This window comes from Pseudomonas sp. MMS21 TM103 (assembly GCF_022132145.1).
In the GTDB taxonomy this organism is placed as follows: Bacteria; Pseudomonadota; Gammaproteobacteria; order Pseudomonadales; family Pseudomonadaceae; genus Aquipseudomonas.
Genome location: NZ_JAJISP010000001.1, coordinates 620,549 through 635,035 on the forward strand (window position 1 = coordinate 620,549; position 14,487 = coordinate 635,035).

At 64.6% G+C, this 14,487-nt stretch carries 14 protein-coding genes; 1 reads left to right on the forward strand and 13 read right to left on the reverse strand.

Going from position 1 to position 14,487, the window contains the following annotated elements; translation table 11 throughout:
* Window positions 1-219 precede the first annotated feature (219 nt).
* The 12 genes from LJY18_RS02865 to LJY18_RS02920 all read right to left on the reverse strand — a co-directional run bounded on the left by LJY18_RS02865 (window position 220) and on the right by LJY18_RS02920 (window position 12,220).
* On the reverse strand, window positions 220-921 hold the full coding sequence (locus tag LJY18_RS02865) for a PqiC family protein (protein ID WP_238040270.1): 702 nt from the start codon (window positions 919-921) through the stop codon (window positions 220-222).
* A gap of 7 nt (window positions 922-928) precedes the next feature.
* The gene (locus tag LJY18_RS02870; RefSeq protein WP_238040275.1) at window positions 929-1,882 is read right to left on the reverse strand and encodes an MlaD family protein; all 954 of its coding nucleotides are present in this window, start codon (window positions 1,880-1,882) and stop codon (window positions 929-931) included.
* On the reverse strand, window positions 1,879-2,649 hold the full coding sequence (locus tag LJY18_RS02875; RefSeq protein ID WP_238040278.1) for an ABC transporter ATP-binding protein: 771 nt from the start codon (window positions 2,647-2,649) through the stop codon (window positions 1,879-1,881). The genes LJY18_RS02870 and LJY18_RS02875 overlap by 4 nt, the downstream gene beginning before the upstream one ends.
* 1 nt (window position 2,650) lies before the next feature.
* Window positions 2,651-3,781, reverse strand: coding sequence for an MlaE family ABC transporter permease (locus LJY18_RS02880; RefSeq protein ID WP_238040281.1), 1,131 nt, complete (start codon window positions 3,779-3,781; stop codon window positions 2,651-2,653).
* Between the two features lie 15 nt (window positions 3,782-3,796).
* Window positions 3,797-6,055, reverse strand: a complete 2,259-nt coding sequence (gene parC, locus LJY18_RS02885) for a DNA topoisomerase IV subunit A (protein ID WP_238040284.1) — start codon at window positions 6,053-6,055, stop codon at window positions 3,797-3,799.
* Between the two features lie 22 nt (window positions 6,056-6,077).
* A complete protein-coding gene (locus tag LJY18_RS02890; protein ID WP_269137699.1) occupies window positions 6,078-6,566 on the reverse strand; it encodes a TIGR02281 family clan AA aspartic protease in 489 nt (162 codons plus the stop codon).
* A 35-nt stretch (window positions 6,567-6,601) separates the two neighbouring features.
* Window positions 6,602-7,582: an esterase-like activity of phytase family protein gene (locus LJY18_RS02895; protein ID WP_238040287.1), complete on the reverse strand. Its 981-nt coding sequence runs from the start codon at window positions 7,580-7,582 to the stop codon at window positions 6,602-6,604.
* A complete protein-coding gene (gene parE, locus LJY18_RS02900) occupies window positions 7,582-9,471 on the reverse strand; it encodes a DNA topoisomerase IV subunit B (protein WP_238040288.1) in 1,890 nt (629 codons plus the stop codon). The genes LJY18_RS02895 and parE overlap by 1 nt, the downstream gene beginning before the upstream one ends.
* Before the next feature lie 17 nt (window positions 9,472-9,488).
* Window positions 9,489-10,097, reverse strand: coding sequence for a YqiA/YcfP family alpha/beta fold hydrolase (locus LJY18_RS02905; protein ID WP_238040289.1), 609 nt, complete (start codon window positions 10,095-10,097; stop codon window positions 9,489-9,491).
* 90 nt (window positions 10,098-10,187) lie between these two features.
* Window positions 10,188-11,003 (reverse strand): 3',5'-cyclic-AMP phosphodiesterase, encoded by an 816-nt coding sequence (cpdA, locus tag LJY18_RS02910; RefSeq protein ID WP_238040290.1) that lies wholly within the window; start codon window positions 11,001-11,003, stop codon window positions 10,188-10,190.
* Window positions 11,004-11,159: 156 nt separating this feature from the next.
* A complete protein-coding gene (locus LJY18_RS02915; protein WP_238040291.1) occupies window positions 11,160-11,612 on the reverse strand; it encodes a DUF1249 domain-containing protein in 453 nt (150 codons plus the stop codon).
* Complete coding sequence (locus LJY18_RS02920) at window positions 11,603-12,220, reverse strand: NUDIX domain-containing protein (RefSeq protein WP_238040292.1); 618 nt, start codon at window positions 12,218-12,220, stop codon at window positions 11,603-11,605. The genes LJY18_RS02915 and LJY18_RS02920 overlap by 10 nt, the downstream gene beginning before the upstream one ends.
* Window positions 12,221-12,416: 196 nt before the next feature.
* Here LJY18_RS02920 and LJY18_RS02925 point away from each other — a divergent pair, with 196 nt between their 5' ends.
* Window positions 12,417-13,157, forward strand: a complete 741-nt coding sequence (locus tag LJY18_RS02925) for an RsiV family protein (protein ID WP_238040293.1) — start codon at window positions 12,417-12,419, stop codon at window positions 13,155-13,157.
* Here LJY18_RS02925 and cytX read toward each other — a convergent pair.
* A complete protein-coding gene (gene cytX / locus LJY18_RS02930) occupies window positions 13,126-14,460 on the reverse strand; it encodes a putative hydroxymethylpyrimidine transporter CytX (protein WP_269137660.1) in 1,335 nt (444 codons plus the stop codon). The two genes, LJY18_RS02925 and cytX, sit on opposite strands and share 32 nt — an antisense overlap.
* Between the last annotated feature and the right edge of the window lie 27 nt (window positions 14,461-14,487).

Sequence of the window (14,487 nt, forward strand, 5' to 3'; positions counted from 1 at the left end):
CGTCACTCGCCGCAGGCAGCCCGCCCTCGATAACCCGGTGGGCTGTCGCTTCGCTCACGGATCGCCCTGCGTCCTGCTTGGAGCGCCACGCTGCGCAAGACGGTGCTTAGGCTTTCAGCGAACGCATGGAGGCGGCCTCGCGCCGGCGCTCGATGGCCTTACAACCTGCGCGCAGAAACCGGTCGAGTCTCGTCACAGCTCCCGACCGGCGGCGCAGGCTTAGAAACGAAAGACTTCCACCTGCTTGGTAGGCTCGAGCAGCGGGGTCAGTGGTTTTTTCTCCGGGCGCTTCACCGGCGCAGTGACCACCGGCTTGCGCGGGGCAACTGCCTCGGCGACCGGCATGGACTTGATCGCACTCGCCAGCTCCCCAGCCAGCTGCTGCAGCAGGGTACTCTGCGCATGCACCTGATCGATCACCGTACCCGTGTGCTTCGCCTGCAGGCGCACAACCCGACTGCTACGCTGCACCCCGGCGGCATCGAGCAAGCGCCACTGCGCTTCAAGTACCGCAGGCTGCTGCACGCCCGAGTCCAGCCGGCTGATGCTCAGCACAACCTGTACCTGACTGGAGAAACCGACGCGATCCGGATACAGCGCAACACGGCTGGTATTGAGCTGTCCGGCCAGTTGGCGCAGCAGCAATTGGCCGACATCGTCCTGCAGACTACCGGCCCAGCGGATCTTCTGACTGAGCGTGAGGCTGTCATCGAGCTCGCGCTGCACCAGATTCTCGCGCTGCAGATAATCCGCCAGCTTGAGCGGGCCGAGCAGTAGCGCCGGCCCTTTATCGTTCTGCGGCAGCGCTGGATTGCCCTGCTCGAGCCGATAGAACTGCGTCGGCGCTTGCAGTGCAGCACAGCCTGACAGGGTCAAAGCCGCGAGAAGCAACATCGGCGGCGAGAAACGCAACAATCTCATGAAAACATTACCTTGATTTGCCAAATATGAGCGATTGGGGCTGCTGATCGAGCCCTTCCATGGTGCGCTGCAGGGCTTTTCCAGCCCGGCTGAGCTCCTGCAGGGCGCGCAATGCCTCGTACTGTACCTCGGATTCAGGGCCGAGACTGCGGCGACTGTCAGCCGCCAGGTCATTGATCTGCTGTAAAGCCTGCGCGGCATTCTGCGCCGCGCGACGGATTTCGCCCACTGCGTCACGCAGGGCAACGCTGCTCTGCTGAACATTCGCCATAATCGGCGGCAGTTGCTGCTCCAGGCGACCACTCAGACGATCGAGCTTCACCAGCATCTGACTCATGCTCACCAGGCCCTGCTGCAATTCCGCGGAGCTGGTCAGTTTCTCCAGGGATTGCAGGGCCCGCGTGGCCGAGACAACCATCTCCTGCAACGGCAATTCGCGCAGGTTGCCGGCCAACTCGCGCAGCACATCGGCAATCTCATCGATCCGCGAGGGCACGCTGGGGATGGTCGGCAGATCCAGCTCGTGCGGTGTGCGCACATAGCCGGCCTGATCTGGAAACATGTCCAGCGCGACTATCGCCTTGCCGGTCAGCAGACTGGGCGTCTGCAACTGGGCACGCAGACCACGCTCAACCAGTTGACCGATGACCTGATCGAAACCACGGGCGCTGGTCTGCTGCCGCTCCGGCGTATTGATGCGTAGCACCACTGGCATCAACACATCCTTGAGCTCAGGGTCGTAGGACAGGCGGATCTCACGCACCGTGCCGACCTTGACCCCGCGGTAGGTGACATCGGCACCGACATCCAGGCCGTCCAGCGCACCGGTAAAATACACCGCGTATTCGTTGGGTTGACTGAACCAGCTGTCGCGCGACAGCAGCAGCAGACCTGCGGCCAGCAGGGCCAGGCCGCCGAGCAGAAAGGCGCCAATCATAAAGGGTTTGCGCGCTTCGCTCATGCCGTCTCCATGCTGTGAGCCGGGTCACTCCGACGTAGAAAGCACTGAACCTGCTCCGGCCCATCGGCCAGCAATTCCTGCAGGGTGCCCAGGGCAATCTGGGTGTGGCTCTGATTATCGAGGAACAGACAACGGTCGGCCACCGCCTGGATGCTCGGCAGCTCATGGGTCACCAGCACGATGCTGGAACCCAGGCTATCGCGCAACTGCAGGATCAATGCGTCGAGGGATTGCGAACTGACCGGATCGAGGCCGGCCGACGGCTCATCAAAGAACAACACCTGCGGATCGAGTGCCAGCGCCCGGGCCAGCGCAGCACGCTTGCGCATGCCCCCGGACAGTTGCGACGGATACAGCTCATCGCAGCCGGCCAGCCCGACCAATGCCAGCTTCAACGCCGCCAGCTCGGCCAGTTCGGCCGGCTGCAGATGCTGGCGGTAGGCGGCCAGCGGCAGGCAGATATTTTCCCGCAGGGTCATTGAACCCCACAAGGCGCCATTCTGGTAAAGCACGCCGAAGTGCTGCTGCAAGGCGGCGCGCCTGTCCTCGTCGCCCGCCCAGAAATCCTCGCCATCGAACAGCACCCGCCCGGCCAGTGGCGCCTGCAGGCCGATCAGGTGACGCAACAGGGTGCTTTTGCCGCAACCGCTGGCGCCCATGATGACGAACACTTCGCCACGACGGATGGCGAAATTCAGGTCGCGCTGGATCACCAGGCTGCCGTATCCGGCACTCAGATCCTCGGCGACCAGTAGCGCATCGCTCATCTCATACCCCCAGCCGGGTGCAAATCAGGGTAATCAGCGCATCACTGACCACCAGCGCGACGATGATGCTGACCACCGCCCGGGTAGTCGCCTGCCCAACCGCTTGCGCATTGCGCCCGCACGCCAGGCCGTAGTGACAGCCGATCAGGCCGATCAGTATGGCGAACACCACGCTCTTGCCGATCCCCACCAGGAAATCGCTGAGGCTGAGCAGCTCCAGACTCTGCTTGAGGTAGAGCTGTGCGGAAATATCGAACAGACCGGAGCCGATGACGAAACCGCCGAGAATGCCGAGCGCATCGGCGAACACGCACAGCAGGGGCATGCTCAGCAACAGCGCCAGCACACGCGGTAGAACCAGGAATTCCAGCGGCGGGAACCCGAAGGTCTTCAGGGCGTCGATCTCCTCGTTGGCCTGCATGCTGCCCAGCTCCGCCGCGTAGGCCGCACCGGTGCGCCCGGCCATGATCACCGCGGTCATCAACGCGCCCATCTCGCGGGTCATGCCGATGGCCACCATATTGGCGATGTACAACTGGGCACCGAAGGCCTGCAGTTGGGCAGCGCCGACAAAGGCCAGGATCAGGCCGACCAGCATCGCAATCAGCGCCACTATCGGCAGCGCGCCCGGCCCGCACTGCTGCAGGGCCAGCCAGAAATCACCGCGGCGCATGCGTCCGCGACCGCGCAGCTGACGCCCAAGGGCCAGCACCACCTCACCGAGGAAGCGACTCGCCTGACCGACACTGGCCAGCACCCCGAGCAACAGCAGCCCCAGGCGGGTCACCGGACCATAAGCGGGAGCGGGCTCCTCCAGGGCCTGGGTCGACGGCCTGGCGGCCATCTGTAACAGCTGCTCGACACCGTCCGGCAGGCCCCGCCAGAGCAGCTCCACCTCCCGCGCCACGGCCAGGCGCTGCAGGCGGCGCAGCAGCGCCAGCAGACTGCTGTCCCAGGCGGCCACGGCGACATCTACATGAACCTGCGCGGGCAGTTGCCGCTGGCTGTACCAGATGGCCTCAAGGTCGGGCTTGGGCGCCTGCAGCAGCCAGGCACCGTCCACGCACAGGCGCGCCGGCTGGTCATCCGCTACCGTCCATCGCAAGCCTGCGCCCTGTGCGCCCCCTTCCATCCAGTCCTCCGTCAGTTAACCCTGCTGTTCAACCAGCAGCGCATCGACCCGCTGGAAGCCACGCGGCAGCTTGTTGCCACGGCGGCCCCGCTCACCCTTGTAGTGCTCCAGGTCATCTGCCTTGAGGGACAAGGTACGCTTGCCAGCCTGCAACACCAAGGTCGCGCCGCTCGGCAATACCGCCAGGTCAGTGAGGTATTCCTCGCGACTGGCGACCCGCTCGCCGGGGATGCCGATGATCTTGTTGCCCTTGCCCTTGCCCAGTTGCGGCAAGTCACGTACCGGGAACAGCAGCAGCCGGCCCTCGGTGGTCACGGCGGCCAGCCAGTCCTGTTCGCGACTGAGCAACGGCTTGGGCGCCAGCACCTTGGCGCCTGCCGGCAGACTGAGCAGCGCCTTGCCGGCCTTGTTCTTGGCTTGCAGGTCCTCGCCCTTGACCACGAAGCCGTAGCCGGCATCCGAGGCGACCACATAGAGGGCGCTGTCGTCCGGCAGCAACACACACTCGAAGGTCGCCCCCGGTGGCGGCGTCAGTCGCCCGGTCAGCGGCTCGCCCTGGCCGCGCGCCGACGGCAACGTATGCGCCGCCAGCGAATAACTCCTGCCGGTCGAATCGATAAACACCGCGAACTGGTTCGAGCGGCCCGGCGCGGCGGTCTTGAAGCCGTCGCCAGCCTTGTATGACAGGCCCGTGGCATCGATGTCATGGCCTTTGCCGCAACGCACCCAGCCTTTCTCCGAGATCACCACGGTGACCGGCTCGGTCGGCATCAGCTCGGTTTCCGACAACGCCTTGGCTTCGGCGCGGGCGACGATCGGCGAACGACGGTCGTCGCCGTAGGTCTCGGCGTCCTTGATGATTTCATCGCGCACCAGCTTCTTCAGCTTGGCTTCGCTTCCGAGCAGGGCCAGCAACTTGGCGCGCTCCTTGGCCAGGGCATCCTGCTCGCCGCGAATCTGCATCTCTTCCAGCCGCGCCAGCTGGCGCAGGCGGGTTTCCAGGATGTATTCGGCCTGCACATCGGTCAGACCGAAGCGCTCCATCAGCACCGGCTTGGGCTGATCCTCGGTGCGAATGATATGAATCACTTCATCCAGGTTGAGGAAGGCGATCAAGCGGCCTTCCAGCAGGTGTAGGCGGTGCTCGACCTTGTCCAGACGGAACTGCAGGCGCCGGCGCACCGTGCCCACCCGGTATTCCAACCATTCGCGCAGCAACTGGCGCAGGTTCTTCACCTGCGGCTTGCCATCCAGGCCGATGACATTGGTGTTGACCCGGTAGCTCGATTCCAGCTCGGTGGTGGCGAACAGGTGCTGCATCAGCTCATCGGCATCGACCCGATTGGAACGCGGAATGATCACGATGCGGCACGGGTGCTCGTGGTCCGACTCGTCGCGCAGATCGGCGACCATCGGCAGCTTCTTCGCCTGCATCTGCCCGGCGATCTGCTCCAGCACCTTGGCCCCGGACACCTGATGCGGCAGCGCGGTAACCACGATATCGCCATCCTCGACGCGATAGACGGCGCGCATGCGCACCGAGCCCTTGCCGGTTTCGTAGATCTTCAGCAAATCCGCACGCGGGGTGATGATTTCCGCCTCGGTCGGGTAATCCGGACCGAGCACATGTTCGCAGAGCTGCTCGACCGTGGCGTCCGGCTGATCAAGCAGGCGGATGCAGGCCGTGGCCACTTCGCGCAGGTTATGCGGCGGCACGTCGGTGGCCATGCCCACGGCGATACCGGTGGTGCCATTCAACAGGATGTTGGGCAGGCGCGCCGGCAGGGTCGCCGGCTCGTTGAGGGTGCCGTCAAAGTTCGGCACCCAATCCACGGTGCCCTGGCCCAGTTCGGTCAGCAGCACTTCCGAATAGCGCGACAGGCGCGCCTCGGTGTAACGCATGGCGGCGAACGACTTGGGATCGTCCGGCGCCCCCCAGTTGCCCTGGCCGTCAACCAGGGTGTAGCGGTAGCTGAACGGCTGGGCCATCAGCACCATAGCTTCGTAGCAGGCCGAGTCGCCGTGCGGGTGGAACTTGCCGAGTACGTCGCCGACGGTACGCGCCGACTTCTTGTGCTTGGAGTCGGCGTCCAGGCCCAGTTCGCTCATGGCGTAGATGATCCGCCGCTGCACCGGCTTGAGGCCGTCGCCGATATGCGGCAGGGCGCGATCCATGATCACGTACATCGAATAATTGAGATAAGCCTGCTCGGTGAAGTCGGCAAGGGAGCGGCGTTCAACACCGTCCAGGCTCAAATCGAGGGGTTCGCTCATGCGTGCCTCATGGTAGGAAAATTTAGTGAAGCGAAGTTGTCTGGCGCAGCACCAGGATGCCGTCGCGCTGGGTAAAATCGAGTTGTTTCAGGGCACTCATGCCCAGCAGTACCTCGTCGCCGTCCAGGCCCGGGGTGACCAGGGCGGCAACGTCACGCAACTGGATCTCGCCGAGCTGCAGGCTGGCCAACCGGGTCCGGTAGCCGGTGACGGTGCCATTGGCAGTACGGATCCGCACCGGCGCACCACGCTCCAGACCGAGGCGCTCGGCCAGGGCCGCTGGCACCGCGACGGCGGTGGCGCCGGTATCGAGCAGCAGGGTCACCCGGCTGCCGTTGATCTGGCCATCCAGCAGGTAATGACCACCGCGGCTGCTCAGCAGGCGCACCTCGATATAGCCATCGCCATGCACCGACTGCGGCGCCTGGTTGGGATTGTTGCGCCGCTCCTCCCATTTGCCGAAGAAGTGCGTGGCCAGCAGCAGCGCGGCGCCCCAGGCCAGCACCAGCATCACCCGTCCAACTCGCCGTCCCGCCGCTTGCGTGCTCACCGACGACCCCAGCCGCCCTTGGGTGCGGCGAAGCGCCAGACGACCGGGCGCTGCTCGCCATCGGCCCGGGTGTCCCGGCCATTGTCGCTGCCGATCCAGGCCCCCTGCTCGTCGATCCACAGCGCCTCGGCCAAGCCATAGGGCGGCGGATAACGCCGCGCATCGGTCAAGGCTTCGGCGGCGAACGACCAGCAGCGCTCGACTCCGCCATCGTTCAGATTGCGCCGACAGATGCGATGGGCCTGACGCTCGAGGGTGAAGAGTTTCTCCTTGTGCAACACCACGGCGGAAAAGTCCCGGGATTGCAGCTCACCGCCCAACTGCGCAGGTGCTGGCTCACTACCGCCTTCGCTCATCAGCACGCAACCACTGGTGCAGTGCCAGTTCGAACCGCGCTTGTGCAGCACCAGCAGGCCACGGCGATCGCGTTCGGCCGCTAACCACAGGCGCTCGCCGGCGGAATCGATCGCCACCCCCTCGAGCAGCGCATTGAAGTGCCAGAGCATGCTGCTGGCACGCGCCTGGCGCACCATGCCCTCGGGCAGCGCCAGCCACTGTGGCGCCCCCGCGGGAGGAATCTGCAACACGGCGGCGCGCGCCTCGCTGACCAGGTAGCGATTGCCGACGGCGTCGCAGGACAAGCCTTCAAAATCCAGGTTACCGCCACGCAGCAGACCGACAACCAAGGTGCGCATGCGCAGACCCCAGGGTAGCGGGGTCGAGGGCGGAGGCGGGGCGACAAAGCGTTCGGCCTCGGCCTGCCAGACGGCGTCGCCGCCAGCCAGACGATACAGCCGGTCATCCTCGCGATCGGAAACGGCCCAGAGCGCCTCGCCGCACCAGGCCAGCCCCGACAGGTTGCCGGCGGCGATGCCATCGATCGGGTGCTCGCTGACTAGCGTCAGCTCCTCCAGGGCCTGGGTCTCGGCCCATACCGGAGCGGCGACCAGCAACAGGGCGGCCGCCAGTCGCCGCATCAAAGCAGCACCTCGGCCAGGTTACCCTTCGACTCCAGCCAGGACTTGCGGTCGCCGGCACGCTTCTTCGCCAGCAGCATGTCCATGAGTTCCTGGGTGCCCGGGAAATCCGCCAGGGTCAGCTGCACCAGGCGCCGGGTATTGGGATCCATGGTGGTTTCGCGCAGCTGCGGCGGGTTCATCTCGCCCAGGCCCTTGAAGCGGGTGACCTGTGGTTTGCCGCGGCGCTTCTCGGCGACCAGACGGTCGAGGATGCCGTCGCGCTCGGCGTCGTCCAGGGCATAGAAGATCTCCTTGCCCAGGTCGATGCGGTACAGCGGCGGCATGGCCACGTAGATGTGTCCGGCATCCACCAGCGGCCGAAAATGCTGGACGAACAGCGCGCACAGCAGGGTGGCGATGTGCAGCCCGTCGGAGTCGGCGTCGGCGAGGATGCAGATCTTGCCGTAGCGCAGCTGAGTCAGGTCGTTGGAGCCCGGATCGATGCCGATGGCCACGGCGATGTTGTGCACTTCCTGGGAGGCCAGCACTTCGCCGACATCCACTTCCCAGGTATTGAGGATCTTGCCGCGCAACGGCAGGATCGCCTGGAACTCCTTGTCGCGCGCCTGCTTGGCGCTGCCGCCAGCGGAATCGCCCTCGACCAGGAACAGCTCGGAGCGCATCGGGTCCTGGCCGGCGCAGTCAGCCAGCTTGCCGGGCAGCGCCGGGCCCTGGGTGATGCGCTTGCGCTCGACCTTCTTGCCGGCCTTGAGGCGGCGGTTGGCGTTGCTGATCGCCAGTTCGGCGAGCTGCTGACCAAGCTCCGGGTGGGCATTGAGCCACAGGCTGAAGGCGTCCTTGACCACCCCGGAGACGAAGGCCGCGGCCTCCCGTGAGGACAGGCGTTCCTTGGTCTGACCGGAGAACTGCGCATCCTGCATCTTGGTCGAGAGGACGAAGGCGATACGCTCCCAGATGTCTTCCGGTGCCAGCTTGACGCCGCGCGGCAGCAGGCTGCGGAACTCGCAGAACTCGCGCATGGCGTCCAGCAGGCCCTGACGCAGGCCGTTGACATGGGTACCGCCCTGGGCCGTGGGGATCAGGTTGACGTAGCTTTCCTGCACCGTATCGCCGCCTTCCGGCAGCCACAGCAGCGCCCAGTCCACCGCCTCTTTATTGCCGCTGAGGCTGCCGCAGAATGGCTCGAGCGGCAGGCGCTCGAACTCGCTGACCGCATCCACCAGGTAGGAGCGCAGCCCCTCCTCGTACAGCCACTCGACCCGCTCGCCACTGGCCTTGTCCTCGAAGCTGACGTGCAGCCCCGGACAGAGCACGGCCTTGGCCTTGAGCACATGCTTGAGGCGGCTGACCGAATACTTGGGTGAGTCGAAATACTTGGTGTCCGCCCAGAAATGCACGCTGGTTCCGGTGTTGCGCTTACCGACCGTGCCGATCACCGCCAGATCGCTGGCCTTGAAGCCATCGGCAAAGGTCATGCGGTATTCGTTGCCATCACGCTTGACCCGCACTTCGACGCGGGTCGACAGGGCGTTGACCACGGAAATGCCGACGCCGTGCAAACCGCCGGAGAACTGGTAGTTCTTGTTGGAGAACTTGCCGCCGGCGTGCAGTTTGGTGAGGATCAGCTCGACCCCCGAGACCCCCTCCTCGGGATGAATATCCACGGGCATACCGCGACCGTCATCGACGACTTCCAGGGAATTGTCCTCATGGAGGATCACCTGGATCGTGCTGGCGTGACCGGCCAAGGCTTCGTCGACGCTGTTGTCGATGACTTCCTGGGCCAGGTGGTTGGGCCGGCTGGTGTCGGTGTACATGCCCGGGCGCTTGCGCACCGGATCCAGGCCGGAAAGGACTTCGATGGCGTCTGCGTTGTAACTGGCCATGGGGTCTCTGGTCGTGATTAAAGGTCGGAAAAGTCGGTATCGCGCCACAGGTTGGGCGCAATGCCAGCGAAGGCAAAGAGCGCGGGCAAGCGCGCGGCAAACCCCTGAAAGCCATGATCGCCACCGGCCTGGATGCGCAGGGCGCAGGCGCGGTAATAGGCTTGGGCATCCCGGTAATCGAGGGTTTCATCGGCAGTCTGCAGCCACACCTGGTAACGCGCGGGGTCTTGCGGCGGCGGCACGTCCAGTTCGGCCAGGGCCACCACATGATCGGCCGTCAGCTCCCAGGTTTCACCGCTGTAATAGTTGTGCTGCGGACCCAGGTAGCCATCGAAACGCAGATGCGGACGCACTGCCGGATTGATCAACAATGCGCGCAAGCCATGGCGCTCGGCCAAGTGGGTCGCATAGTAGCCGCCCAGGGAGCTGCCGACCAGCACAGGCCGGCCGAGCTCGGCGATCAGTGTCTCGAGCTGGGCAATCGCCCGGCGCGGATGATGCTCCAGCGCCGGCACCCGCAGTTGCTCGGCCAAACCAAGGCGCGTCATGGCGCGCGACAGCTGGCCGGCCTTGAGCGAAGCAGGCGAGCTGTTGAGGCCATGTATATAGAGAATAGATGCGGTCATGGAGCGGGAGGCTACTAGTGCCAAGCATCAGGCTGCAAGCGGCAAGTATGTACGCATGCTGCGCCAGCACTTACGGGGAGACTGCAGCGGCTAATAACCTTTCACCGTGTAATCCACCTCGAAATCGATCCCGGTCACCCGCGACACGCCGGTATCCAGCCGACCGTCGGCATGCAGACGCAGCCAGCGGTAACCGGGCGCCGTGGTGTCGACCTGAAATTCCTCACTGCCCGGGGCGAACTGCACGCAGGTGGACGGCGACGCCAGCAGGCGCAGACCTTTGTGCACTTGATCGAACTCCTGATGAATGTGCCCCCAAAGCACTGCACGCACCTGGTTGAAGCGCTCCAGCACGGCGAATAGCGCCCTGGGGTTGCGCAGGCCGATGGGTTCCATCCAGCGACAGCCGATGGACACCGGATGATGGTGCAGACAAATCAGGTGATGCCGCTCCGGCGCTTCGCTCAGCGCACGCTCCAGCAGGGCCAGCTGTTGCTCGCCCAGATAGCCCGGCACCGCGCCGGGAATCGACGAGTCGAGCAAGATGATGCGCCAATTGCCCAGGTCGATCACCGGCTCCAGCAGATCGCTACCGGCGCAGGCCACCTGCATGGCCGGGACGTCGTCATGATTACCGGGAAACCAGCGGGCCGGCGCCGCAAGCGCGGCGGTCATCTGCCGAAAGCGCTGGTAGGACGCCAGGCTACCGTCTTGCGACAGATCGCCGCTGGCGAGCATCAGGTCGACCTGCGGCTGCTCTTGCAGTACCCGCTCGATCACTTGCTGCAGGCTGTCCTGGGTATCCAGGCCCAACAGTTTGCCGGCCGCTTCGGCAAATAGATGACTGTCGGACAGCTGCACCAGCAGGACCGAGGAATCAGCAGCGGTATTGAGCTCGCTCGGCAAGGCCGTCTCCTTGAGCGGAATACGTGGATTATGGTGGCTAGTCCGGGCAGCGGTAAACCCGCGAAATGGGCATGGATCACATAAAAGCAGCTGCAAGCAGTCGGGTGACGTGCTCAGGCTACGCCGTGACGCTTATAGCGTGATCGTTTGAGTTAACTAAAACACCGGCTCCAGCTCATGGCCACAGGCCAGGCAATGACTCAGCCACTCACCGAGAAACAGGTTGAGCTGGGACTTTTCATCCGGCTGATGCATGGCGGCATTCGGATAGGGGTAGATGCTGCGAAAACGCCGGGCGTTCTGGGCGCCGATCACCTCGGCCATGCGCGCATCGTGGTACACCCGCACTTCCAGTTGCGGCACCGGCAACCAGGGCAGGCTGTGCTCCTGGCGGACCCGCACGGTCGAGGTATAGGGGCAGGTTTCCAGCACTTCCAGGGTCAGCACGCCAAGCAGGTGCTCGCCCTGACTCAGGGCAACCCGCCGCGCACATGACGCCACGCGCATGTCCGGCAGCAGGCGCATCAAGCGTGCGTAGTTGGCTTCACAGCTCGCCTGCAACTCGACCAAATCGACCCGGTAGCGCTCACGCAGCAGGTTCACGACCATAACCCCCTAACCTCGGCGCGGTTCAGCGCCAGCCACTGCAAGGCGATGATGCTCGCCGCATTGTTGATTCGCCCATCCTTGACCGCGTCCAGGGCATCCTCCAGCGGCAGGACATGCACCCGAATGTCCTCCCCCTCATCAGCCAGACCATGCACGCCCCCGGCCCCCAGGCTATTGCACCGCCCGAGGTAGAGGTAGACACGCTCGTTCGAACCACCGGGCGAAGGAAAGTATTCGCTAATCGGCCACAGCGAGGTCAGGGCCAGGTTGGCTTCCTCCACCGCCTCACGCAGCGCCACTTCTTCCGGCTGTTCATCAGTATCGATCAGCCCCGCGACCAACTCCAGCAGCCAGGGGCTGGCGGATTTGCCCATGGCGCCGACGCGGAACTGTTCGATCAGCACCACTTCATCGCGCTGCGGGTCATAGGGCAACACGCATACGGCATCGTGGCGGATAAACAGCTCGCGACTGAGGACCGGACCCATTTCGCCAGAAAACTGCACATGGCGCAGACGCAGGCGATCGAGGCTATAGAACCCACGGAAACAGGCTTCTCGCTCGATAATTTGCACCGCATCCGGGCCGGGTTTGAAGGTGTCGGTCATCCACGTCTCACTCAATCCGATAATCTGGGCTTTCGCGCATCCTACCCCTGCATCCAGCCTTGCGCAGCCTCTTTGCAGATTAGGCGCTGACTGGGATCATGCAGCGCTGCCGCAACGGGTTACCCTGGCGAACCACTGGGACAACCGGCAGTCCAACTCCGCGACCCTACCCTCTCTCCGTCTGGCGCAGAACTCAATGTTTGCACGTAAAAAACTCGTCACCATCAGTCTTGGCCTCCTGCTAAGCGCCTGCCAGAGCCTGCTGCCAGGCGATAGCCCATTGCCGGTGCAGCGTGTCGCCTGGGAGCGTATCCAGCCCGACTGCCAAGGCGATACCTGCCCGCTAGTCAACATCGACACCCTGATTTTTCCCGACGAACCGCCACTCAGCGCATTGATCGAACAACGCCTGCTGCAAATGACCACCGATTCGCCGGACGCGCCCCTGCCCGCTTCGCTGCAGTCCTACGAAAAGGACTTCCTGCATAGCGCCAAGCGCGGCTGGAACACCTACCTGCAAGCCAAGGTGCGCGAACAACATGACCAACTGGTGGTCATCGAATTTTCCAGCTACCTGTCCACGGGCGGGGCGCACGGCATGCCTGGGCGCGGCTTCATCAACTACGATCGCAGGCTGCAAAAGGCCCTGAGCCTGCAGGACATGCTACTGCCCGGCCAGACAGCCGCGTTCTGGAGCCTTGCCAGCCAGGCCCACCAGCGTTGGCTGGCCGCCAACCAACTGGACCAGGACCCCGAGTACAGCCGCAACTGGCCGTTCGAGCCCACCGAGAACGTTGCCCTCGGCCAGGCCGCAGTGCTGCTGAAATACAACGTCTACAGCATTGCGCCCTACTCCAGCGGGCATCCGCAGCTGACGATTCCCTACAGCCAGCTCCAGGGAATCCTCAAACCGCAATACTTTCCTGCCGGCGACTGAAGGCCCCGAAGACCAACTGCAGCCCACCGGCCAGTAACAACGCCGGCAGGGTCGCGCCGATATCGGGCCAGAAATTCGCCAGCACATGATAGATGGTCGCACCGCAAGCCCAGGCCAGCAGCGTATCCCAGCGCAGCGCCACGCGCGGCGCCAGCTCGGCCCGGCGACGGCGCAGGATGAAGTGATCGACCAGCACCACACCGAACAGCGGGGCGAACACCGAGCCAATCAGCAACAGGAAGTTCTGGTACTCGGCCAGCGGCGCGAACCAGGCGATCAGGGTGCACAGCGCACCAATCGCCAACGCCAGCAGCTCGACCCTGAACGGCAGCAGAATGCCGACGGAGACCGCCGCCGAATGGATGTCGGCAAAGGCGTTCTCTGACTCGTCGAGCAGGATCAGCAGCAACGGAATGCCCAAGCCGGCGCCCGCCAGGGCCAACAGCAAGGCGTTGACTTCACCGTTGTCGGCAAAGGCCAGGGTGTAGGCCACGCCCAGACTCATCAGCCAGAAGTTGCCGACGAAGAAGCCCAGCGCAGTGCCGCCAAACACCCGGCCAGCCGCCTTGCCGAAGCGCGAGTAGTCGGCGATCAGCGGCAGCCAGGACAGCGGCATGGCGATCGCAATGTCGAAGCCCAGGGCGAACGGCATCGAACCATCGCCGCGGCGCGCCCACAACGCCGCGAGATCGGCCTTGTCGAACAGGTTCCAGGTCAACCAGAGGCAGGCACCGAGCAGCAACCAGATCCCCCATTTGCGCAGGATCCGGCGCACGAAGGTCAGCGGGCCGGCTACCGCCAGCAGCGTCGCCAGCGCGCCAAACAACAGGGTCCACAGGCCCGGACTGTTCCACAGGCTGCCCTCGCCGAAGGCCCGCACCGCCAACACGCTGGCGGCATCGCGCATGACGATGATCTCGAATGCGCCCCAACCGACCAGTTGCAACAGGTTGAGCAAGGCCGGCACCACCGCCCCCTTGCTGCCCAGGCTGAGCTTCAGCGCCGCCATGGACGACAGCCCGGTATCGCTGCCGATTACCGCGACCGCACCCAACAACAGCACGCCGACGGCGGTGCCACAGGCGATCGCCAGCAACGCGCCGCCCAGGCCCAGGCCCGGCGCCAGCAGGGCGCCAAGTTGCAGCACCATCAGGCCGATCCCTAGGGAAAACCACAGGGAAAACATGTCGCGCGCGCCAAACACCCGCTGAGCGGCCGAGACCGGCACATGCGGTGAGTAACTAGTTGGGGGGTTCACTATGGGGAAGGTCTCAAAGAACTGAATAGGGAACGCCAGGAGCATGCTTGCTCCTGGCGTCGGGCAACGCTG

Coding starts and splice junctions, on each gene's coding strand:
- LJY18_RS02865 (WP_238040270.1), bottom strand. CDS start 921: ATGAGATTGTTGCGTTTCTCGCCGCCGATGTTGCTTCTCGCGGCTTTG.
- LJY18_RS02870 (WP_238040275.1), bottom strand. CDS start 1,882: ATGAGCGAAGCGCGCAAACCCTTTATGATTGGCGCCTTTCTGCTCGGC.
- LJY18_RS02875 (WP_238040278.1), bottom strand. CDS start 2,649: ATGAGCGATGCGCTACTGGTCGCCGAGGATCTGAGTGCCGGATACGGC.
- LJY18_RS02880 (WP_238040281.1), bottom strand. CDS start 3,781: ATGGAAGGGGGCGCACAGGGCGCAGGCTTGCGATGGACGGTAGCGGAT.
- parC (WP_238040284.1), bottom strand. CDS start 6,055: ATGAGCGAACCCCTCGATTTGAGCCTGGACGGTGTTGAACGCCGCTCC.
- LJY18_RS02890 (WP_269137699.1), bottom strand. CDS start 6,566: ATGCTGGTGCTGGCCTGGGGCGCCGCGCTGCTGCTGGCCACGCACTTC.
- LJY18_RS02895 (WP_238040287.1), bottom strand. CDS start 7,582: ATGCGGCGACTGGCGGCCGCCCTGTTGCTGGTCGCCGCTCCGGTATGG.
- parE (WP_238040288.1), bottom strand. CDS start 9,471: ATGGCCAGTTACAACGCAGACGCCATCGAAGTCCTTTCCGGCCTGGAT.
- LJY18_RS02905 (WP_238040289.1), bottom strand. CDS start 10,097: ATGACCGCATCTATTCTCTATATACATGGCCTCAACAGCTCGCCTGCT.
- LJY18_RS02915 (WP_238040291.1), bottom strand. CDS start 11,612: ATGGTCGTGAACCTGCTGCGTGAGCGCTACCGGGTCGATTTGGTCGAG.
- LJY18_RS02920 (WP_238040292.1), bottom strand. CDS start 12,220: ATGACCGACACCTTCAAACCCGGCCCGGATGCGGTGCAAATTATCGAG.
- LJY18_RS02925 (WP_238040293.1), top strand. CDS start 12,417: ATGTTTGCACGTAAAAAACTCGTCACCATCAGTCTTGGCCTCCTGCTA.
- cytX (WP_269137660.1), bottom strand. CDS start 14,460: ATGCTCCTGGCGTTCCCTATTCAGTTCTTTGAGACCTTCCCCATAGTG.